The sequence below is a fragment of the Paraglaciecola chathamensis S18K6 genome, assembly GCA_000314955.1.
In the GTDB taxonomy this organism is placed as follows: Bacteria; Pseudomonadota; Gammaproteobacteria; order Enterobacterales; family Alteromonadaceae; genus Paraglaciecola; species Paraglaciecola chathamensis.
Genome location: BAEM01000022.1, coordinates 166,897 through 187,082 on the forward strand (window position 1 = coordinate 166,897; position 20,186 = coordinate 187,082).

Genomic DNA, 20,186 nt, shown 5'->3' on the forward strand with positions numbered 1-20,186 from the left:
GCTAAAGCGTTTATGGAGGCGGAACCCGGAGTCGAACCGAGATCCACGGATTTGCAATCCGCTGCATAGCCATTCTGCCATTCCGCCAAATTTGGAGCTAGAAACGATATTCGTATCCGGCCACCGCGTGGTTGCGACCCCTTGGGGAAGCTACCGGTAGTAAAAGCTTCTTTACTACATACTGCATTAATTTGGAGCGGGAAACGAGATTCGAACTCGCGACCCCAACCTTGGCAAGGTTGTGCTCTACCACTGAGCTATTCCCGCACCTGTTTTAAAAAGCTTACTTATTAAGTAACGGTGACTTGTTTACTTAGCGAGTTGTGTGCTGCTCTCTAAATCTGGGCTGCATTTTACATCCACTATCAAGACTGTCAACAACAAAAATAACAATTTGTGACTGACTGCTGGATTTTTGACTAAAGCGCTTTTTTTTCAAACGATTTAGCCCAAATAACCTTATTTTAACTCCGATTTTGAGAGCGATGGCCATGCCGCAAGTGTGTAAGAAATCATCGACCAGAACGATAATACTGCTGCAAAGTACAATAATATGTATCCCAAGGTGACCCAATAAATTGGAATTCCCATAAAATATTCTAATTCTGAGAGCAAACCAATTAAGGCTAGCATTTGGGCCATGGTTTTCGCTTTCCCCATAAAAGACACTTTTACGGTATCTTGTAGTCCTTTTTGGCCCATCCATTCTCGCAGCGCAGAAATATATATTTCTCGCGCTAAAAGTAAAATCGCAGGAACGGTTACCCAGATAGAGGCATAAGTGTGGGTAATTAAAATTAATGCCGTTGCCACTATAAGTTTATCGGCCACCGGATCTAAAAAGGCACCAAAGGCTGTCGACTGTTGTAATTTTCTAGCTAAATAGCCATCAAACCAATCGGTAATGGCCGCAAACCAAAACACGAATGCAGCAGCTTGATGCGCCCACTGCCAATCAAGAAAATACACAGCGACGAAAATCGGTATCAGTAACACACGGATCACTGTGATGATATTAGGGATAGTCCACATGGAGCGGTGAGTCCTCATTATTTGTTGGTAGGCTAGGCTGCCCTACTCGTTACGTGTTAACCACGTGCTGTTGTTAATTATGGATATGGTCATAAATCGTATCCGCTAGTTCTGCGCTGATCCCTGGCACATTGGCGATTTCACTGCGACTTGCTTGCAATATACCCTGCAAGCCACCCATGTATTTCAATAAACTTTGCCGGCGTTTTGCACCAACACCTGGAATAGATTCCAGTTTGGAGGTCTTCTTGTCTTTTTGACGCCGAGCCCTATGCCCTGTGATCGCAAATCGGTGCGACTCGTCTCGAATATGCTGAATAAGATGCAGCGCAATAGAGTCACCAGACAGTGGGATAGTAGCATGGTTACCGGCCAAAATAAGCGTTTCCAAACCTGCCTTACGGCTGCTGCCTTTTGCTACCCCAATCAGTAAAGGTTTCTTTTCGTGCTTCCAATCTTCAAAGTAATCTTCCGCTTGGGTTAATTGGCCCTTACCACCATCAATAAATAAAATATCAGGGATTTTACTGTCGTCTTTTACGTCGCGATAACGCCTTGCTAACGCTTGCGCCATCGCAGCGTAGTCATCCCCTGGTGTGATGCCTTCAATATTAAAACGTCGATAATCCGCTTTAAAAGGCCCTTCGCGATTAAAAACCACACAAGATGCCACGGTTAACTGACCCGATGTATGGCTGATATCAAAGCATTCCATGCGTTGAATAGGCTGTTCAAACTCAAGTATTTTTTCTAATTCTGTATAACGCGCAAATACCGACTTTTGTTGTCCCTGTTTGGCAATCAGTGCGTTTTCAGCATTGGTATTGGCTAAATCTAAATAACGACGCTTTTCATCGCGCACACCTCGATAAAACTGAATGCGACGGCCAGCTTCTTTGGTCAATAATTCTTCTATTGCACCTTGTTCACTCAGCTCTATTGGGGTCACTATTTGCTTAGGAATGACTTTATTACCGGCTAAATAGAATTGCAGAATAAATGACTGAAATACTTCTTCATCTGTCGCATCAGCAGGCACTTTGGGATAAAAGCTTTTACTGCCTAATAACTTATTATCGCGAATAAACAGGCCCTGAATACTGGCGATGCCATTTCGATAGGCAAAACCAAACACATCCATTTCTTCTTGGTTTCCACTGACCCATTGCTGCTCTTGCACTTTATTAAGAGCACTTATTTGATCACGATAACGCGCAGCAGCCTCAAAGCGCAGATTTTCACTTGCACTTTCCATGCGCTGAACAAGTGAATCTATCACTTGTTTGTTTTTACCTTTTAAAAACATTCGCGCTAAATCAACTTGTGCTTGGTATTCTTCGTCCGTGACTAACCCTTCTACGCACGGGCCTGCACATCGTTGCAGTTGATACTGCAAGCAAGGCCGTGACCGAGCGCGGTAGTAGCTGTCTTCACATTGACGGATAGGAAAAATTCGTTGCATGGTACGTAAACTCTCGCGCACCGCCCACGCACTTGGATACGGCCCAAAATATTCACCTTTGAGCTTTTTTGGCCCACGGTGGTTAGCTAATCGAGGGTGTTGATGATCAGACAAGAAGATAAAGGGATACGACTTATCATCGCGTAGTAAAACGTTGTAGCGTGGCTTGTACTTCTTGATTAAATTATTTTCAAGAATAAAGGCTTCAGCTTCACTGTGCACCACGGTGACATCCATGTGAGCAATTTGCTTGACTAAAGACTGAGTTTTAATGCTATCAACTTGACTACGAAAGTAGCTAGATACGCGATTTTTAAGATTTTTCGCTTTGCCGACGTAAATCACATCCTGCTTGTGATTATACATGCGATAAACGCCGGGTTGATGAGTTAGGTCCTTAAGAAACGCCTTAGGATCAAATTCGTTAGTATCGCTCATGAATTACAAATTATCTGAGCTTATCAACTTATGACGAAGTGCCAGATGAGTGAGTTCAACATCTGTACTCACATTGAGTTTTTCAAACATCCTATACCTGTGAGTATTCACCGTTTTAGCACTGATGTTTAAGAACTTGGCTATGTCAGGCACTTTAGAGCCCTTGGTTAACATTAGCGTAATCTCAAGCTCTCGTTCAGATAGGCATTCGAAAGGGTTGCCATCAGTAAAGTCTAATGCGCCGATTGCAATTTGCTGTGCAATATCGGGCGATACATACTTTTGACCTGCGGCCACTTTACGAATGGCCATCTCCATTTCATTAGGATCTGAATCTTTCGTTAAATAACCGAACGCGCCCATTCGCATCACTTTCGCTGGGATAGGGTTTTCTTTGTGAACCGATAACACAATAACACGTGTGTTCTCACTAAAACGCAAGATCTGCTTGGTCGCTTCCAAACCACCAATGCCAGGCATACTCATATCCATTAGTACCAAATCGGGTGCATTTTTGCGGCAAAACTTTACTGCTTCTTCACCCGTTGTAGCTTCTCCAACTACGACAAAACCTTGTACATCTTCCAAAATACGTCTTATTCCGGTTCTGACCAACTCATGGTCATCAACCAACAATATTTTTATCAAACAAGTGCTCCTAAAGGAGAGTAATTTTTCTCAAATATGGGAGTTAATATCACATAAAAGTGAAATAATTTCAGCCCTCAATTACCTTATATTTAATCAATACAGATGTTTATTCATTAAAACAGTATGATTTTTGTACTTATCGGTAAAAATGAGTGCTGAGTCTATTCCAACCAATGATGGTATCTTTCAAACCTTGACCTGTATTGCGTGCTAAGCACGTGCTAACTGAGCAACAAATTGTCCATCTATTTTGACAATCAGGAACCCGTACAGGGGCGATGGGCGTTCCACCACAACGGCACTTACTCGGTACATCTGCTATGTCAGCAAGGCGCTTCGACAAACTGCCCACTTCACTTTTGTGTTTCATATTTAAACTGAACCGATATTACCGATAGCCAAGAGCATAAAGTAAATAACCCTACAAAGTCACGGTTAACTTTTGTCAAACGTACTAATTTGACGATTTACACAGAAAATAATGACATTTGCATAATGCGCAAAGTTAACCTCTGTTATAAATGTCATTACACGAACAGCGATGTTCAGTCAGGCGGGTAAATAGACGCGGGGGGTTCTCACCCTCGCTATCGACACAACTAAAACAAAAAAGCCCCAACGAATACGGTTGCTGATCTAGCAATTTGATTATGCACGTAGCTATTTGATTGCGCGCATACAACGCGAGGGATGTACTCAGGCACTTCCCTGTGCCTGACATTCGCTCGAACCGCGGGGGTTCTCACCCTCGCTATCGACACGACGAAAACAAAAAAGCCCCAACGAATACGGTTGCCGATGTAGCTATTTGATTATGCACAATACAGCGCGAGGGATGTACTCAGGCACTTCCCTGTGCCTGACGCTACGCGCGCCTGCGGCGGTAGTGAATGTTCCTGACATTCGCTCGAACCGCGGGGGTTCTCACCCTCGCTATCGACACGACGAAAACAAAAAAGCCCCAACGAAAAACGTTGAGGCTTTTTTGTTTTTATGGCGGATAGCGAGGGATTCGAACCCCCGGTAGGTTTGACCCTACGTCTGATTTCAAGTCAGGTGCATTAAACCGAGCTCTGCCAGCTATCCAATTCTTTTGTGTAAACAGACTTCAATCTAACGAATTGATTTTAATCTATTTACTATCACAATATGGCGGAGAGGGAGGGATTCGAACCCCCGGTAGGTGTGACCCTACGTCTGATTTCAAGTCAGGTGCATTAAACCGAGCTCTGCCACCTCTCCGAATTGAGGGCCCGAATATTAATGGCGTTTTCAGTGCTTGTAAAGCCTTTATTGGTCAAAACTTTCTGACCGAGCACAATTTAATCACACTGGGCATTTTTACATCAAGTTACTAATATTTCGTATAATAGTCGACGCTAACACTTGAATAATTGAACAAAACCCCATACAAAGGCATCATAGATATATTATCTGTATTCACTACATCACTTTACCTATTGGAGGTAACAAATGGAACATCGTACTACGTATAGCAATACTGCTCAGGGTTCTGCCCTGCAAACAAACAAGGTCTTGCGCAATACGTACCTACTATTGGCAATGACTCTGACATTTAGTGCAGTGTGTGCTGGCATAGCTGCTGCCATGAATATCGGCCCAGGTGCTGCATTAGGTATGAACCTTGCCGCTTTGGTCATGATATTCTTTTTAAATAAAGCTTCACAAAGTTCTATGGGCATTTTGTTTGTATTTGCCTTCACTGGGTTACTAGGCGGTTCTTTAGGTTATACCTTAAATTACTACGCTGGTTTCCAAAATGGTCCTGAAATGATTATGCAGGCCTTTGGTGCTACAGCCTTGGTATTCTTTGGTTTATCTGGTTATGTACTTACAACCAAGAAAGACTTCTCTTTCATGGGTGGGTTCTTGATCGTTGGTTTGATCGTGGCGGTTGTTGCCTCGCTTGCTAACCTGTTTTTCCAAATTCCAGCCCTTAGCTTAGCGGTCAGTGCTGCTATCGTGTTTATTATGTCTGGCTTCATTCTGTTCGATACTAGCCGTATCATCAACGGCGGTGAAACCAACTATATTCGCGCGACAGTATCTATGTACTTGAATATTTATAACTTGTTCACGTCTATCCTGCACCTACTAGGCGCGTTCGGTGGCGATGATTAATCGTTAATGTGTTGCTAAAACACCCCGCTTCGTCGGGGTGTTTTTATTTGTACTAAACTCAGGTAGTTTTCAGTTATGGCAAGCTTTGGTTTATTAGTCACTCATGCTCCTTTTGAGCAACAACATGCTTATAGTGCTTATCGCTTTGCGTGCAGTGCACTGAGCTTAGGCCACGAAATAAAAGGAGTTTTCTTTTATCAGGCAGGTGTACAAAACGCTAATTGCTATCAAGCAAATCACAGTGATGAATTTAATTTGTACAATGCTTGGGCGGCTTTAAGCACGCAACACGGCATAGCGCTGAATGTGTGCGTCACCGCAGCTAATCGCCGAGGCGTTATTAACAGCCAAGACGCTAAAGATAATAACCAACAAGGTTTTAACCTCACCGAGCCCTTTAATGAAGTCGGTTTAGGGGACTTAGTTGAATTAAGCCAAGTCAGTGACAGAGTGATTCAGTTTTGATTACCAAATCCCTAGGTGTGATTAATAGTACCGCCCCTTATGGCGTATCTAACGGGCAAGAAAGCTTAGACTTAGCCTTGGCCGCTGCTAACTTCGGTCAAGACGTCACGCTATTTTTTGTTGATGACGGTGTATTTCAATTGCTTAAATCACAACAACCTATTCCTGAGCAAGGCAAGCATTATAGCAAGACCTTTGCAGCCCTAACCTTTTACGATATCGACGATATTTTTGTCTGTCAGCATAGTCTGACTAAAAGAGGAATTGCAGTTTCTGACTTATGTATACAAGTCACAGCCCTACCCCACGAAGAACTTAATCAGCAGCTTGCGCAGCTTGATCATTTGATGAGGTTTTAAATGACTCTGCATATCGTTACTACCAGCCCTTTTAGCAACGCGACGTTCAAAAGTGTATTTGCCCGTTGTAGTGAAAATGACGGGATCGTGTTGATACAAGATGGTGTTTACGCACTAAATCACGCTGATGTAGTCAACCAGCTAACGAGATTACAGCAAACGTTAGGCGTAGCCTGCTTTGTATTAGCAGATGATTTAATTGCCAGAGCCAATCAGGCACTACCGGCAACTACAAACACAGACATGATAAAGCGGATAAGTATGGAAGATTTTGTCGAACTAACCCTTAACTATAAAGCGACCATCAGCTGGTAAAGGCTAAGGTCTGCGTCAACCGTCACACAAGCATATTTCACACAAGATGAGCAATGTCTCGAACACATCGAAAGAAACGAAGAGGTTAAAGTAAACGTGAGTGGTTTTATAGAATACCAAGACCAACAGATCCCCGTAGACAAACAAGGCTATTTGCTAAATGTAGAGGACTGGCAACCAGGGTTAGCACCGATGTTAGCCCAAGATGAAAATATAGAACTAACCGACGCACATTGGGAAGTGGTTAACTTCGTACGTGAATTTTATTTAGAATTCAACACAAGCCCAGCGATGCGCGCGTTAGTAAAAGCCATGCAAGCTAAATTTGGACCTGAAAAAGGCAACAGTCGTTATTTGTTCAGATTGTTTAAAAAAGGCCCTGCCAAACAAGCCACCAAAATTGCTGGCTTACCCAAGCCAGCGAAATGCTTGTAGTTTAATATTAAGTAAAAAAAGCGCGGCCACTTCACTTTATAAATGAAGCGACCGCGCTTTTTAGTATCAATAAATCCGTAGCGGTATAATGCTACTTAACTTCACCAATCACCGTTACGCCTTTCATATAAGGCTGAAGCGCTTTAGGAATAGTAATGCTGCCATCGGCTTGCTGATAGTTTTCTAAAATCGCTACAAGCGTGCGCCCAACGGCTAAACCCGAGCCATTCAGGGTATGCAACAATTCTGTTTTGTTTGTCTTCGGGTCGCGATAACGCGCTTGCATGCGACGCGCTTGGAAATCAAACATGTTAGAGCATGAAGATATCTCACGATAGGTATTTTGTGCTGGCAACCACACTTCTAAATCAAATGTTTTACATGCACCAAAGCCCATATCGCCAGTACAAAGCAACATCTTACGATATGGTAATTCAAGCAACTGCAATACTTTTTCAGCGTGTCCGGTTAATTCCTCTAAGGCCTCAAATGACTTGTCTGCCTCAACCAATTGCACCATTTCCACTTTATCAAATTGGTGCTGACGAATTAATCCACGGGTATCACGGCCATAAGAGCCTGCTTCGCTTCTAAAGCAAGGAGTATGTGCAGTCATTTTTATCGGTAATTCGCTCGCGGCGAAAATACAGTCGCGGGCAATGTTCGTTAATGGCACTTCTGAGGTTGGAATTAAAGACAATCCTTGCCCTTCTTCTGTCGCTGGTTTGGTATGGAATGCATCCCCAACAAATTTAGGAAATTGCCCCGTCCCCAACATGCTTTCTTCATTCACCAAGTACGGCACGTACATTTCTTGATAGCCATGCTGCTCTGTGTGTAGATCAAGCATAAACTGGGCAATTGCGCGGTTTAAGCGCGCTATTTGGCCACGCATCACCACAAAACGAGAACCGGTTAATTTGGTGGCGGTTTCAAAATCTAAACCGTTGGCAACTCCAGCGCCGAGATCAACATGATCTTTCACTTCAAAATCGAACTCTCGAGGTGTTCCCCAACGTGACACTTCAACGTTTTCCTCTTCGTCTTTGCCCTGTGGTACAGAGTCGTCAGGTAAATTTGGAATGTTCAATACTAATGCTTGTATTTCATCTAGCAATACCGTGAGTTGTGCTTTGGCGGCATCTAGCTCATCACCTAGTTGGCCTACTTCTGCCAGTAAAGGGGCGATATCTTGACCAGACGCTTTCGCTTTACCGATAGACTTGGAGCGCACATTTCGTTCATTTTGCAACTCTTGAGTGCGCATTTGTAACGCTTTGCGCTTTTCCTCTAAAGCAGTGAACTGTGCGACATCAAGCGCATAACCACGCTTGTTGAGTTTTTGCGCCGCAATGTTTATATCGTTACGTAAATACTTAGCATCTAACATCTTGTTTGACTTAACCTTTAACTAGTTGTGTACCCAACCATGCTGCAAATAAACAGCAGGTGATATTTATAAATATATTCAACGCCCCTTTCAGCCACATACCCTGTTGTAGCAACATGAGTGTATCCACTGAAAACGTCGAAAATGTTGTGAGTGCGCCCAAAAAACCAATGCCTATAGCAGTGCGCCAAACGACAATTTCGAGGTGCCCTTGTTCAATGAGCGTATATAGCAGCCCTAAACTAAACGACCCTACAATGTTGACCAGAAGTGTACCAAAAGGAAATCCTTTGCCAAACCATTGCAGCATCAAACTAGAAAGAAAAAAGCGTAAACAGGCACCCGTTGCGCCCCCTAGCGCAATATATGTGTATATAGCAAAACTATGCTGCATTTACTTGTACCTTTTATGAGCGCTTTTGTTGTTTAAATCCGTTAGAAAATCTAATTTCGCCTTCAATTTAATTTCAAGCCCTCTTTCATTGGGCATGTAATATTGAGTATCTTTCATTTCAGGTGGTAAATAGCTTTCACCCGCAGCAAAGGCATTTGGCTCATCATGGGCGTAACGGTAGCCATCACCGAAGCCCATTTCTTTCATTAACTTGGTAGGTGCGTTGCGCAAATGGCTTGGCACTTCGTAATCTGGCAGTGTTTTAGCATCTCGCATGGCCTGTTTAAACGCAGTGTAAACAGCATTACTTTTGGCAGCACTTGCACAATACAAAGTCGCCTGCGCGATTGCCCGCTCCCCTTCTGCTGGACCAACACGCTGAAAAATATCCCATGCATTTAAGCACACTTCCATGGCACGGGGATCTGCATTGCCAATATCTTCTGTGGCGATCGCTAATAATCGTCGCGCTACATATAGCGGATCGCAGCCGGCATTTAACATGCGCGCGTACCAATACAGCGCGCCATCGGGTGAAGAACCACGTACTGATTTATGAAACGCCGAGATTAAATCGTAAAACTGATCGCCGCCTTTGTCATACTGGGCGACCTTTTCACCAACGGCTTCTTTAATCGCTTCAAGGCTAATGTGGCCCTCACTGGAAAAATCAGCGGCTAACTCAATATAATTTAATAAGCGCCTGGCATCACCACCGGCTAATTCTGTTAACAGGTCAATACCCTTGTCTTCGATGTGTAGAGATAACCGGCCTAAGCCGCGCGTTTTATCTTCTAACGCTTGCTTGGCAATATCAGTGAGATCGTCTTGGGTAAGCGATTTAAGCACATAGACACGTGCCCTTGATAATAATGCACCGTTTAACTCAAACGAAGGGTTTTCCGTTGTCGCACCGATAAATGTAATAGTGCCATCTTCAATAAACGGCAAAAAAGCATCTTGCTGGCTTTTATTGAAACGATGCACTTCGTCAACAAATAAAATTGTGCGCTTTGCCTGACTGAGCGCATTTTGTTTGGCTTGCTCTATGGCGCTACGAATGTCTTTAACACCGGATGTTACCGCTGATATTCGCTCGATATGCGCATCACAATGCATAGCAATGATTTCAGCTAACGTGGTTTTACCCGTACCGGGTGGCCCCCAAAGGATCATCGAGTGGCACTGACCACGTTCAATGGCGCTGCGTAATGGCTTACCCTCGCCTACAATATGCTGCTGTCCAAAATACTGCGCAATATTTTGTGGGCGCATGCGTGCAGCCAAAGGCGCAAAGCTTGGATCATCTTGATGGCTAAAATCGAAACCTTGATTCATCAATTACGTTGATCATCTAGGTCGTAGCCCTCAGGCAAAGTAAATGTAAATACTTCATCGCTTAGGGATTTATTCTGCTGAATATTGTCGAAATATAAATCGCTTATTTGCTGCTGGCTATCTTGCATGCTCATTGAGCTTAACTGCTCACCGTCAAACACCAACACTAATGAATGAACGGCAGAATCTGGACTTTTCGCATCAATTCGAAAGGTGTCGTTGGTATGAGTTACCGTGAAGTCACCCCAAGCGTCACTATTTGGTTGCGTTAGCAAAATCAATGGGTTGTTCGCCACAGCCTGACTTTGATTAATCGCGGTCACTTGCTCTACAAAAGGATCAACATTCCATAAAGTAGTCCCATCGGCTATCAAGATATTTTCGTTAGGTGGGTCAAGCTCCCAATATAGCTTGTTGGGCTGCTTTAGTTTTATCACCCCTGTCGCTTCTTGTAATACTTCGTGATTGGCATCCGTCACTTTCTGGGCAAAGTCAGCGCTGAAGTAATTTAGTGTCTCAAGGCGAGTTTTTAGCTTATCTTCGTCGCTTTGCTGAGCGTAGGCATTGAAAGTCAATCCCATAGCTAAGCATAATAAGGCTGAAACTCTACCTAACGCACTGCTATATTTCATTTTTTTCATACGTTGTTGAATACCTATCATTATTAATCTTTTGGTGGCGGTGGCGCTAAAACTTCGCGATTACCATTGTGCCCTGGTGGCGTTACGACACCACTTTGTTCCATTTGTTCTACTAGGCGCGCTGCGCGATTGTAACCAATTCTAAATTTACGCTGCACGCTGGACACTGACGCCCGACGTGATTCGGTGACAAAAGACACGGCTTCGTCATAAAATACATCAAACTCCTGATCACCACCTTCTGGTTGCTCTCCTGGTAGCAATACTTCAGCAGTGGTATCACCATTGAGTATTTCATCAATATATTGAGGCGCCCCGCGACTCTTCCAATCTGCTACTACTGCATGCACTTCTGGATCATCAACAAAAGCCCCATGCACACGAGTTGGTACGCCCGTACCTGGGGGCAAATACAACATGTCCCCCATGCCGAGCAAGGTTTCTGCCCCTTGCTGATCTAAAATGGTACGCGAATCAATTTTTGAAGACACCTGAAACGCAATACGCGTTGGAATATTCGCTTTTATCAAGCCGGTGATAACATCAACCGATGGCCGCTGCGTAGCCAACACTAGATGAATACCCGCGGCCCGCGCTTTTTGCGCAATACGTGCGATAAGCTCTTCGACTTTTTTGCCCACGATCATCATCATGTCAGCAAACTCGTCCACTACTACTACAATGGCTGGCAGTTTTTCTAGGTCAGGGGCTTCGGTCAACATGCTTTCTTCTGATTTCCAAAGTGGATCTTTTATCGGCTGACCTTGGGCAATGGCTTGTTGAACCTTATGGTTAAATCCTTTGAGATTACGTACCCCAAGAGCAGACATCAGACGGTAACGTCTTTCCATTTCACCGACACACCAACGCAGTGCATTGGCAGCTTCTTTCATATCAGTTACTACTTCTGCCAGCAAATGCGGTATGCCTTCATACACCGACAATTCTAACATTTTCGGGTCAATCATGATCATGCGCACATCTTCAGGCGTTGATTTATACAACAAGCTCAAGATCATCACGTTAACTCCCACCGACTTACCAGAACCCGTGGTACCAGCAACCAACAAATGTGGCATTTTGGCTAAATCAACAATGACGGGTTGGCCAGATATATCCGCCCCTAAGACCATGGTCAAATCAGACTCAGCAGACTGAAAAGCATCACAACTAATCACTTCACTTAGGCGGACCATGTCACGTTTTTTATTTGGTAACTCAAGGCCTATCACCGATTTACCTGGAATAACCTCAACTACGCGCACGGAAATAGCTGACATCGCTCTGGCCAAGTCTTTCGATAAACCGGTAATTTTGCTTACTTTAACACCTGGGGCTAAATCCATTTCGAACCGAGTAATAACTGGCCCAGGGTAGACACCAACGACTTGGGCATCGATATTAAAGTCTTTTAACTTTTCCTCGAGTAAACGAGAAACCATGTCTAGTTCTTCTGGCGTAATAGGGTTTTTGATCTTGTCTGCTCGTTGCAGTAAATCAAAAGAAGGCATTGGCTCAACGGGTGCGCTATCGGCTGCCGCTTTAGCAGCAGCTTGCGCTTCAAGATTGGCTTTTACATCATCAGAAACATAAACCCCATTATTACTCGGGGCTTTGCTCGGGGTAGGTTCAGCTACAGGCGTGGCAGGTTCATCTGATACCGGCTGCGCTTCTTCAGCTTTTTTCTTGCGACCAAAGCCAATTTTGTCACGTAATTCACTGATTGAAATGGGGCTAGCTTCTTCTTTACTTGGTTCTGGCTCGAACAACACTTCATCGGGAATATTAAAACTGGGCTCAGACTGTTCACTGTTGAAGCCAGAAACGCTCGGTTCCACACGTTGCTGAGGTGACGAATAGGCTGGAGGCACATGTGAAGCGGGTGCGCTCTGTTTCTCCAAAGTACTTTCATCTTCTTTGCTGTCTCGATTAAAACCAAGGCGTAACATAGGTGCTTCTTGTATTTTTTGCGGTAGCGACCACGCACCAGTTGCAAGTGCTACGGCGAGCGCGCCGGTTTTATCCACAACGGTTAACCACGATATGCCAGTTAAGAAAGTAAACCCAGTGCAAAATAAGCTGAGTAAAATTAGCACCGTGCCAGCAAAATTAAGATACGGAATGAGTGATGCGCTGATAACATCTCCTAACATTCCTCCTGCCGAGAAATAAAATAAATCATTAAAGTTAAGACTCGCAATACCTGCCGCACCAACAAGGGCAAGTAACAATCCTAAAATCCGTAATCCTATCGTTAAATAGTCAAATTCAGATATACGCTTGCGTTGCTGAAACATAAACCAACCAGCAAACGCCGCAGTAAACGGGAAGACATAGGCAATATAGCCGAAGGTAAAAAATAAAATATCCCCTAACCACGCGCCAATTGCTCCGACCCAATTATGAATATCACTTTGCAAACCAGCTTGGCTCCAGCTTGGGTCAGCAGGATGAAAAGAAGCCAATGCGAGAAGTAAAAAAAAGGCGAATGCACAACTGAGCATCATGCCAACTTCCATGATCCGTTGGATACCTGTGAGTCTTGCCATAACGTTTTCTTTCAACTTAAGGTTACTGCATAAAATTATGCTGTATAAGATACCAGTGCTTCGGTCAAAATCCTAGACAACAGCGTGCTTATGCCGAGTAATTGACCAATCTTGTACAGATCAATTCATCGCTGATTAATTTTCACTATTGTGGTGTCTTTTACTTCTTCCATTACTACGTACGTGCGTGATTCATTTACACCAGGCAGTCTTAGTAAAGTGTCACCAAGCAACTTACGATAGGTAGACATATCAGCCACCCGCGCCTTGAGCAGAAAATCGAAGTCGCCCGATACTAAATGGCACTCTTGAATATCTTCATGTTGCTTAACCGCAGCAGAAAATAGCTCAAAAATATCAGGGGAAGTTTTCGTTAATGTAATTTCGACGAACACCAACATAGCAGCGCCCAGTTTCTGTGGGTCAACTCGCGCATGGTATCCCAAAATATACCCCTGAGCCTCTAGCCTTTTTACCCTTTCTAAACAAGGACTTGCGCTTAACCCAACCTTATTTGCTAAATCAATATTCGACAAACGACCGTTTTTTTGTAGCTCACTTAAGATATTACGGTCGATTCTATCTAGATGCTTGGGCGTTTTTATTAACATAGATAATACTGAAAATTATGAATTTCCCCCTATTTTATACTTAAAGCATTTAATCTTCAGAATAATTTTCTTCGAACCTTCCCTTATACTTCGCTCATTATGCAATACCGCATTCAACCAGCCCTAGCGTTCGCCCTTGGGTCTAACCGTCAAAGGAAAATTTATGCTAATTGGTGTACCAAAAGAAATTAAAAACCACGAATATCGCGTAGGCCTTACACCTGCAGCAGTTAAAGAATTTGTTGTTCATGGACATCAAGTATTAGTTGAAGATAATGCGGGTGCAGCTATCGGCTTCACCAATGAAGAGTTTGTAGCTGCCGGCGCTGAAATTGCCCCGGATGCAGCAACGGTTTTCGCCAAGGCTGAAATGATTGTAAAGGTGAAAGAGCCACAAGAAAACGAGTGTAAAATGTTGCGTAAAGGCCAAACACTATACACTTATTTGCACCTAGCTCCCGATCCAAAGCAAACAGAGCTATTGATTGCTTCAGGCGCGACCTGTATCGCCTATGAAACAGTTACTGACAACCGTAACGCCCTGCCTCTTTTAGCACCAATGAGTGAAGTTGCTGGACGTATGGCGGTTCAAGCAGGCGCACATTATCTTGAGAAAGCCCAAGGCGGTAGCGGTACATTGCTTGGCGGCGTACCTGGTGTTGCACCGGGTAAAGTACTGATCATCGGTGGTGGTGTTGTAGGTACTAACTCAGCGAAAATGGCTTTAGGTCTTGGTGCTGACGTCACTATCCTTGACCGTTCTTTGCCTCGCTTACGCGAACTAGACGATATTTTCGATGGGCGCGTTAAAACTGTTTTCTCAACAGTTGATGCAATTGAGCACTATTCATCAAAAGCTGACTTGGTTGTAGGCGCAGTGTTAATTCCTGGCGCTACAGCACCTAAGTTGTTAACGGCAGAACACGTTAAAAATATGAAAGAAGGCTCAGTAGTGGTTGATGTCGCTATTGACCAAGGTGGTTGCTTTGAAACATCAAAAGCAACGACACATCAAGATCCCGTATACGTGGTTGATGGTGTTGTACATTACTGCGTAGCAAACATGCCGGGCGGTGTGGCACGTACATCAACGATGGCGTTGAATAACGCGACCCTACCTTTCGGCTTAGCATTAGCCAATAAAGGACCTAAGCAAGCCATGCTTGACGATGCGCATTTGCTTAATGGCTTAAATGTACACGAAGGTAAAATTACCTATAAGGCAGTAGTCGATGCGCTAGGCGAATCCATGGGATTAACCTACACGGATCCTAAAACAGCCTTGAGCGCATAAACAGCCTTGAGCGCATAAATAGCCTTGAGCGCATAAACAGCCCTGAGCGTACAAACAGCCTTGAGCTCATAAATAGCCTTGAGCGCATAAAGCGCTTACGCTTTGGCTAAGGATACTAAAAAGGGCACTCAACAGTGCCCTTTTTTACATCTAAAATAACGAGAGAATAAATATCTCTAACGCGAACTCACTGCCTTAGCATCTCACCCAATCGATGCGTTAATCGCAGCAAGTGCCGCAACCGGATCACTCGCTTGGGTAATAGGACGGCCAATTACCATGTAATCCACGCCCACCTGCATCGCTTCTTGAGGTGTCATAATTCGTTTCTGATCGCCAACATCGCTACCTTGTGGTCGTATACCTGGCGTTACTAACATGAAGTCTTTGCCTAAGGATTCCTTTAACATTTTCGCTTCTTGGGCTGAGCACACGACGCCGTCTAAGCCAGCTTGTTTGGTCAACGATGCAAGCGTTAATACATGTTCCATCGGTGAAGATTGAATAGCAATTTGCGATAACTGACGTTGATCCATACTGGTGAGAACGGTTACCGCAATAAGATGAGGCTTATCTTGGCCAAATTGGGCAAGACCTTCCCGAGCACGTACCATCATATCTTCACCGCCTGAAGCGTGAACATTAACCATCCAAACGCCTAAATCAGCTGCCGCTATACAAGCTTTAGCCACCGTATTAGGGATATCGTGAAACTTAAGATCCAAGAATACATCGAACTTTTTGGCCACCAAGGTACGAACGAGATCAGGACCAAAATAGGTGAACATCTCTTTGCCTACTTTCAAACGGCATTGGGATGGGTCAATTCTATCGACAAAGTCGAGTGCTTCTTTTTTTACATCAAAATCAAGTGCGATAACCACTTTCGGATCTTGCATTAACCTTTACTCTCCGTCTAAGCCTTTAATGGGTTTAACTTGGCCCCACTTTTTACACGATGGACACAACCAATGAATTTGTCCGCCGGAAAAGCCGCAACTATTACATCGGTATTTAGGGCGTTGCTTAATTTGTTCTTCTACCAATTCTTTTAATAGCACAAGGCTATTCATAGATTCATCAGGTGCTTGTTGTTCAATATACAACCCCATCAGCGTTTTAAAGCCTTTCATGGTTGGGTGTTTACGCAATTGATCAAGCAAAACATCAGCGGCTTCTTTGGTTAAACCCTGACGAGCCATGAGTTTAACTTTCGACAAGTATGACGTAGCACATTGCTGCCAATACTCATTCAGAATAGCCTCTAACTGGGAGGTATCATTTAGTGCTGCACAACTTTGTTCTATCAGTGGAATAGCTTCACTCAACCAAGATATGTCACGCAATGGCACTTGCTGTAGATACTCAATGGCCGTTTGGTATTGCTCTTGGCTAATAGCAATTTGACCAAGCATTAGCCAAGGCCTAACGGTGTTTTGATCGGCCATAATGGCTTTTTGTAAGGTTTTCTCAGCTAAGTTCAATTCATTTTTACGTACGTAAATAGCTGCTTGCTCACAATAAAAGTGAGAGATGCGAATACATAGCTCATCGCTATCGCCATGATTTTCCATCATGTTTTCAGCAAGCTCAATCCCTCTACCCCACTCTTTGGTGGCCTGATAGATATCAAAAAGCTGTTGCTGCGCATCTAAGAAATGTTTGTCTGAATTTAATAGTTGTAGAAATGCGTTTTCTGCACGCTCTAAAAAACCGGCAAGTACGTAGTCTTTGCCTAACTCTTTAAGCGCAGACTCCCGTTGAGCGGGTGAAATCTGCTCTTTGCTCACGAGATTTTGATGCACTCGAATAGCGCGGTCTAACTCACCTCTGTGGCGAAAAAACTTGCCCATAGCAATATGAGTTTCAACCGTGTCACTGTCAAGGTTGATCATTTTGATCAGAGTATCGACGGCCTTATCGGGCTCATCAGATAGAAGAAAATTTAAGCCTTTATAATAATGTTTAGATAATATGCTCGACTGTTTACGCTGTGCTTGGCGCACACTATTACGCCCCATTACCCAGCCATATCCAGCGGCGACGGGCAATAGTAAAAATAACAGTTCAAGCATAATTAAGCAGATTCAACGCGATTTGATTTTTTAAGTTGTCGCTCTAAACTCACAACCCGCCATTTTAATCGCAATACATACAGCGAAAACATAATGATACTAACGAAAACCCCGCATAAAAAGACGATCAACATAAGCAGTGACACACGTAACTCACTCTGGGCGATCAGATAGTTGACCATGACGCTGTGGGTGTTTTGAGAACCAATAAAGCCACCGACAATCAGTAAGGCTAATACAGCAATAAGAGATAGCAATCCCTTTAACTTCATACTTATTTGCCTCCTAGTGGGCATTGCGTTTCAGATTAACTTTGATAAACATACTCTATTCGTTCCTGAATCAAGTATCTCTATCAGCGATTGATAAAGCTATTCGTAATTTACTACACTCTAACAAAAACGGCACCCCAATTGGAGTGCCGTTTTAATGATTTAGAGATAAATCAAGCAATTAAATCTTCGTTGACCCTTTCTCGTAATTCTTTGCCAGGTTTGAAGTGAGGTACATGTTTACCATCTAACTCTACTGTTTCCCCTGTTTTAGGATTACGACCTACGCGAGGTGCGCGGTAATGCAAAGAGAAACTTCCAAATCCGCGGATTTCGATACGCTCACCTTTTTGTAAGGTTTGCGCCATTTGCTCTAGCATTTCTTTGATAGCCAACTCAACGTCTCTTGAAGGTACGTGACGGGCTTTATCCGCTAGTCTTTCGATAAGTTCTGACTTTGTCATTAAAACTCTCCTTCAATATATAAGTACGTTGTGAAAATTCATTGGTGCGCATAAAGCGCACCCAAATTGATTAATCTTCGCTCTTCGCCGCTTTAAAGGCTTCAGCAAATGCGTTAGCAAAACCAACTTCTTCTTGTTGGTTAACTTTGTCAAGTGCTTCTTTCTCATCTGCTTGGTCTTTCGCTTTAACAGACAAGTTAACGATGCGATTTTTACGGTCAACACCCATGAATTTAGCTTCGATTTCGTCGCCTACAGATGCAACTTCTGATGCATCTTCAACACGTTCGCGTGCTAAATCAGTTACGCGGATATAACCTTCAACTTCTTCTGCAAGTTTAACAGTTACGCCTTTCGCGTCAACTTCAGTCACAGTACCAACAACGATAGTACCTTTCTTAGTGTCTGTCAGGTATTGATTAAACGGATCTTCTTCAATCTGCTTAACACCAAGAGAGATACGCTCACGCTCTGGGTCAACTTGTAGAACAACTGCAGAGATTTCATCGCCTTTCTTGTATTCACGAACAGCGTCTTCGCCAGTCTTGTTCCAAGAAATGTCAGATAAGTGAACTAGACCGTCGATGCCGCCGTCAAGACCGATGAAGATACCGAAGTCAGTAATAGACTTGATCTTACCGCTAACTTTATCGCCTTTGCTCTGTGCCTTAGCAAACTCTTCCCAAGGGTTAGGTTTACATTGCTTAAGACCAAGAGAAATACGACGACGCTCTTCATCAATTTCAAGAACCATAACTTCAACAGTGTCACCCAAGTTAACCACTTTAGATGGGTGAATGTTTTTGTTAGTCCAATCCATTTCAGATACGTGAACTAGACCTTCAACACCGTCTTCGATTTCAACGAAACAACCGTAGTCAGTTAGGTTAGTTACTGCACCGCTCAATTTAGAACCTTCAGGGTAACGTTCTGCAATTTCTTGCCAAGGATCGTTGCCCATTTGCTTCATACCTAATGAAACACGAGATTTTTCTTTGTCGAACTTAAGGACTTTAACGTTGATTTCGTCACCAACATTAACGATTTCACTTGGGTGCTTAACGCGTTTCCAAGCCATATCAGTAATGTGTAGAAGACCATCAACACCACCAAGGTCAACGAACGCACCGTAATCAGTAAGGTTCTTAACGATACCTTTAACTTCATGACCTTCTTCAAGGTTAGCAAGAAGTTGATCACGCTCTGCGCTGCTTTCTGCTTCAATAACCGCACGACGTGAAACAACCACGTTGTTACGCTTAGCATCAAGCTTGATAACTTTGAATTCCAGTTCTTTACCTTCAAGATGAGTAGTATCGCGTACTGGGCGTACGTCAACCAATGAACCAGGTAAGAATGCACGAACTGTATTCACTTCAACCGTAAAGCCACCTTTGACCTTACCATTGATAACACCTTTAATCGTTTCTTTGTCATCGTAAGCTTTTTCTAGCTCAACCCAGGCTTCGTGACGTTTAGCTTTTTCGCGAGACAAGATTGTTTCACCGAAACCATCTTCAATTGCGTCTAGAGCAACATCAACTTGGTCGCCGATTTCAACATCTAGTGTACCGTCAGCATTACGGAATTGTTCAGCTGGGATCGCGCTTTCAGATTTTAAACCTGCGTCTACAAGTACGATGTCTTTGTCGATAGATACGATAGTACCTTTAACAATTGCACCTGGACGGGTTTCGATTTCTTTTAAGCTTTCTTCAAATAGTTGAGCAAAATTTTCAGTCATAGTTAAGTTATTTGTTTCATTTTGACATCCACACTGCAATCCGGCTAACGTGGGGTTGTTATTCATTGCCAACTTCATCCTGATGTTGGGCAGTTTACGGACTAAATGCTGCTAG

Annotated in this window: 21 protein-coding genes and 4 tRNA genes; 6 read left to right on the forward strand and 19 right to left on the reverse strand. The window is 43.6% G+C overall.

Going from position 1 to position 20,186, the window contains the following annotated elements:
- Positions 1 to 13: 13 nt before the first annotated feature.
- From GCHA_RS06940 to GCHA_RS06970, 8 genes are all read right to left on the reverse strand, one after another.
- A tRNA-Cys gene (locus GCHA_RS06940) sits at positions 14 to 87 on the reverse strand.
- 105 nt (positions 88 to 192) lie between these two features.
- A tRNA-Gly gene (locus tag GCHA_RS06945) sits at positions 193 to 267 on the reverse strand.
- Positions 268 to 459: 192 nt separating this feature from the next.
- Entirely contained in the window at positions 460 to 1,032 is a 573-nt protein-coding gene (pgsA, locus tag GCHA_RS06950; protein WP_007986514.1) for a CDP-diacylglycerol--glycerol-3-phosphate 3-phosphatidyltransferase, read from the reverse strand.
- Between the two features lie 73 nt (positions 1,033 to 1,105).
- On the reverse strand, positions 1,106 to 2,932 hold the full coding sequence (gene uvrC / locus GCHA_RS06955) for an excinuclease ABC subunit UvrC (RefSeq protein ID WP_007986516.1): 1,827 nt from the start codon (positions 2,930 to 2,932) through the stop codon (positions 1,106 to 1,108).
- Between the two features lie 3 nt (positions 2,933 to 2,935).
- Positions 2,936 to 3,580 (reverse strand): UvrY/SirA/GacA family response regulator transcription factor, encoded by a 645-nt coding sequence (gene uvrY / locus GCHA_RS06960; protein ID WP_007986517.1) that lies wholly within the window; start codon positions 3,578 to 3,580, stop codon positions 2,936 to 2,938.
- A 139-nt stretch (positions 3,581 to 3,719) separates the two neighbouring features.
- Positions 3,720 to 3,953, reverse strand: coding sequence for a hypothetical protein (locus GCHA_RS22535; protein WP_008305939.1), 234 nt, complete (start codon positions 3,951 to 3,953; stop codon positions 3,720 to 3,722).
- Between the two features lie 624 nt (positions 3,954 to 4,577).
- Positions 4,578 to 4,669, reverse strand: a tRNA-Ser gene (locus GCHA_RS06965).
- Between the two features lie 64 nt (positions 4,670 to 4,733).
- Positions 4,734 to 4,825: transfer RNA gene (locus tag GCHA_RS06970), tRNA-Ser, on the reverse strand.
- A 231-nt stretch (positions 4,826 to 5,056) separates the two neighbouring features.
- Between GCHA_RS06970 and GCHA_RS06975 the strand changes: the two genes are divergently transcribed.
- The 5 genes from GCHA_RS06975 (at position 5,057) to GCHA_RS06995 (ending at position 7,299) form a co-directional block, all read left to right on the forward strand.
- Positions 5,057 to 5,725 (forward strand): Bax inhibitor-1/YccA family protein, encoded by a 669-nt coding sequence (locus GCHA_RS06975; RefSeq protein ID WP_006991166.1) that lies wholly within the window; start codon positions 5,057 to 5,059, stop codon positions 5,723 to 5,725.
- Between the two features lie 75 nt (positions 5,726 to 5,800).
- Entirely contained in the window at positions 5,801 to 6,190 is a 390-nt protein-coding gene (gene tusD / locus GCHA_RS06980) for a sulfurtransferase complex subunit TusD (protein WP_007986524.1), read from the forward strand.
- Complete coding sequence (gene tusC / locus GCHA_RS06985; protein ID WP_007986526.1) at positions 6,187 to 6,549, forward strand: sulfurtransferase complex subunit TusC; 363 nt, start codon at positions 6,187 to 6,189, stop codon at positions 6,547 to 6,549. Before tusD ends, tusC begins: the two co-directional genes overlap by 4 nt.
- Entirely contained in the window at positions 6,550 to 6,864 is a 315-nt protein-coding gene (gene tusB, locus GCHA_RS06990) for a sulfurtransferase complex subunit TusB (RefSeq protein WP_007986528.1), read from the forward strand.
- 96 nt (positions 6,865 to 6,960) lie between these two features.
- Positions 6,961 to 7,299 carry a TusE/DsrC/DsvC family sulfur relay protein gene (locus GCHA_RS06995; RefSeq protein ID WP_007986529.1) on the forward strand — a complete coding sequence of 113 codons (339 nt, stop codon included), beginning with the start codon at positions 6,961 to 6,963 and terminating at the stop codon, positions 7,297 to 7,299.
- Positions 7,300 to 7,390: 91 nt separating this feature from the next.
- Here GCHA_RS06995 and serS read toward each other — a convergent pair whose 3' ends face one another.
- From serS to lrp, 6 genes are all read right to left on the reverse strand, one after another.
- Positions 7,391 to 8,689, reverse strand: a complete 1,299-nt coding sequence (serS, locus tag GCHA_RS07000; protein WP_007986530.1) for a serine--tRNA ligase — start codon at positions 8,687 to 8,689, stop codon at positions 7,391 to 7,393.
- Between the two features lie 10 nt (positions 8,690 to 8,699).
- Positions 8,700 to 9,083 (reverse strand): fluoride efflux transporter CrcB, encoded by a 384-nt coding sequence (gene crcB, locus GCHA_RS07005; RefSeq protein ID WP_007986531.1) that lies wholly within the window; start codon positions 9,081 to 9,083, stop codon positions 8,700 to 8,702.
- A complete protein-coding gene (locus tag GCHA_RS07010) occupies positions 9,084 to 10,421 on the reverse strand; it encodes a replication-associated recombination protein A (protein ID WP_007986532.1) in 1,338 nt (445 codons plus the stop codon).
- Positions 10,421 to 11,062, reverse strand: coding sequence for an outer membrane lipoprotein periplasmic chaperone LolA (gene lolA, locus GCHA_RS07015; RefSeq protein ID WP_226992117.1), 642 nt, complete (start codon positions 11,060 to 11,062; stop codon positions 10,421 to 10,423). Before lolA ends, GCHA_RS07010 begins: the two co-directional genes overlap by 1 nt.
- Positions 11,063 to 11,085: 23 nt before the next feature.
- Positions 11,086 to 13,611, reverse strand: a complete 2,526-nt coding sequence (locus tag GCHA_RS07020) for a DNA translocase FtsK (RefSeq protein ID WP_007986534.1) — start codon at positions 13,609 to 13,611, stop codon at positions 11,086 to 11,088.
- Between the two features lie 125 nt (positions 13,612 to 13,736).
- Positions 13,737 to 14,222 carry a leucine-responsive transcriptional regulator Lrp gene (gene lrp, locus GCHA_RS07025; RefSeq protein WP_007986535.1) on the reverse strand — a complete coding sequence of 162 codons (486 nt, stop codon included), beginning with the start codon at positions 14,220 to 14,222 and terminating at the stop codon, positions 13,737 to 13,739.
- A gap of 163 nt (positions 14,223 to 14,385) precedes the next feature.
- On the opposite strand from lrp, the gene ald reads away from it, so the two are divergent.
- Positions 14,386 to 15,516 (forward strand): alanine dehydrogenase, encoded by a 1,131-nt coding sequence (gene ald, locus GCHA_RS07030; RefSeq protein ID WP_007986536.1) that lies wholly within the window; start codon positions 14,386 to 14,388, stop codon positions 15,514 to 15,516.
- Between the two features lie 203 nt (positions 15,517 to 15,719).
- Here ald and pyrF read toward each other — a convergent pair whose 3' ends face one another.
- The 5 genes from pyrF to rpsA all read right to left on the reverse strand — a co-directional run bounded on the left by pyrF (position 15,720) and on the right by rpsA (position 20,137).
- The gene (pyrF, locus tag GCHA_RS07035; RefSeq protein ID WP_007986539.1) at positions 15,720 to 16,415 is read right to left on the reverse strand and encodes an orotidine-5'-phosphate decarboxylase; all 696 of its coding nucleotides are present in this window, start codon (positions 16,413 to 16,415) and stop codon (positions 15,720 to 15,722) included.
- 6 nt (positions 16,416 to 16,421) lie between these two features.
- Positions 16,422 to 17,591: a lipopolysaccharide assembly protein LapB gene (gene lapB, locus GCHA_RS07040; RefSeq protein ID WP_007986541.1), complete on the reverse strand. Its 1,170-nt coding sequence runs from the start codon at positions 17,589 to 17,591 to the stop codon at positions 16,422 to 16,424.
- Between the two features lie 2 nt (positions 17,592 to 17,593).
- Positions 17,594 to 17,863 (reverse strand): LapA family protein, encoded by a 270-nt coding sequence (locus tag GCHA_RS07045; RefSeq protein WP_007986544.1) that lies wholly within the window; start codon positions 17,861 to 17,863, stop codon positions 17,594 to 17,596.
- 173 nt (positions 17,864 to 18,036) lie between these two features.
- Positions 18,037 to 18,327, reverse strand: a complete 291-nt coding sequence (gene ihfB, locus GCHA_RS07050; protein ID WP_006991151.1) for an integration host factor subunit beta — start codon at positions 18,325 to 18,327, stop codon at positions 18,037 to 18,039.
- A 70-nt stretch (positions 18,328 to 18,397) separates the two neighbouring features.
- Positions 18,398 to 20,137 (reverse strand): 30S ribosomal protein S1, encoded by a 1,740-nt coding sequence (rpsA, locus tag GCHA_RS07055; RefSeq protein WP_007986550.1) that lies wholly within the window; start codon positions 20,135 to 20,137, stop codon positions 18,398 to 18,400.
- Positions 20,138 to 20,186 lie beyond the last annotated feature (49 nt).

Excerpts from the sequence above, each read along its gene's own strand:
- pgsA (WP_007986514.1), bottom strand. The coding sequence starts at position 1,032 with ATGTGGACTATCCCTAATATCATCACAGTGATCCGTGTGTTACTGATA.
- uvrC (WP_007986516.1), bottom strand. The coding sequence starts at position 2,932 with ATGAGCGATACTAACGAATTTGATCCTAAGGCGTTTCTTAAGGACCTA.
- GCHA_RS22535 (WP_008305939.1), bottom strand. The coding sequence starts at position 3,953 with ATGAAACACAAAAGTGAAGTGGGCAGTTTGTCGAAGCGCCTTGCTGAC.
- GCHA_RS06975 (WP_006991166.1), top strand. The coding sequence starts at position 5,057 with ATGGAACATCGTACTACGTATAGCAATACTGCTCAGGGTTCTGCCCTG.
- tusD (WP_007986524.1), top strand. The coding sequence starts at position 5,801 with ATGGCAAGCTTTGGTTTATTAGTCACTCATGCTCCTTTTGAGCAACAA.
- tusB (WP_007986528.1), top strand. The coding sequence starts at position 6,550 with ATGACTCTGCATATCGTTACTACCAGCCCTTTTAGCAACGCGACGTTC.
- serS (WP_007986530.1), bottom strand. The coding sequence starts at position 8,689 with ATGTTAGATGCTAAGTATTTACGTAACGATATAAACATTGCGGCGCAA.
- crcB (WP_007986531.1), bottom strand. The coding sequence starts at position 9,083 with ATGCAGCATAGTTTTGCTATATACACATATATTGCGCTAGGGGGCGCA.
- GCHA_RS07010 (WP_007986532.1), bottom strand. The coding sequence starts at position 10,421 with ATGAATCAAGGTTTCGATTTTAGCCATCAAGATGATCCAAGCTTTGCG.
- lolA (WP_226992117.1), bottom strand. The coding sequence starts at position 11,062 with ATGAAAAAAATGAAATATAGCAGTGCGTTAGGTAGAGTTTCAGCCTTA.
- GCHA_RS07020 (WP_007986534.1), bottom strand. The coding sequence starts at position 13,611 with ATGGCAAGACTCACAGGTATCCAACGGATCATGGAAGTTGGCATGATG.
- lrp (WP_007986535.1), bottom strand. The coding sequence starts at position 14,222 with ATGTTAATAAAAACGCCCAAGCATCTAGATAGAATCGACCGTAATATC.
- ald (WP_007986536.1), top strand. The coding sequence starts at position 14,386 with ATGCTAATTGGTGTACCAAAAGAAATTAAAAACCACGAATATCGCGTA.
- pyrF (WP_007986539.1), bottom strand. The coding sequence starts at position 16,415 with ATGCAAGATCCGAAAGTGGTTATCGCACTTGATTTTGATGTAAAAAAA.
- lapB (WP_007986541.1), bottom strand. The coding sequence starts at position 17,591 with ATGCTTGAACTGTTATTTTTACTATTGCCCGTCGCCGCTGGATATGGC.
- GCHA_RS07045 (WP_007986544.1), bottom strand. The coding sequence starts at position 17,863 with ATGAAGTTAAAGGGATTGCTATCTCTTATTGCTGTATTAGCCTTACTG.
- ihfB (WP_006991151.1), bottom strand. The coding sequence starts at position 18,327 with ATGACAAAGTCAGAACTTATCGAAAGACTAGCGGATAAAGCCCGTCAC.
- rpsA (WP_007986550.1), bottom strand. The coding sequence starts at position 20,137 with ATGAATAACAACCCCACGTTAGCCGGATTGCAGTGTGGATGTCAAAAT.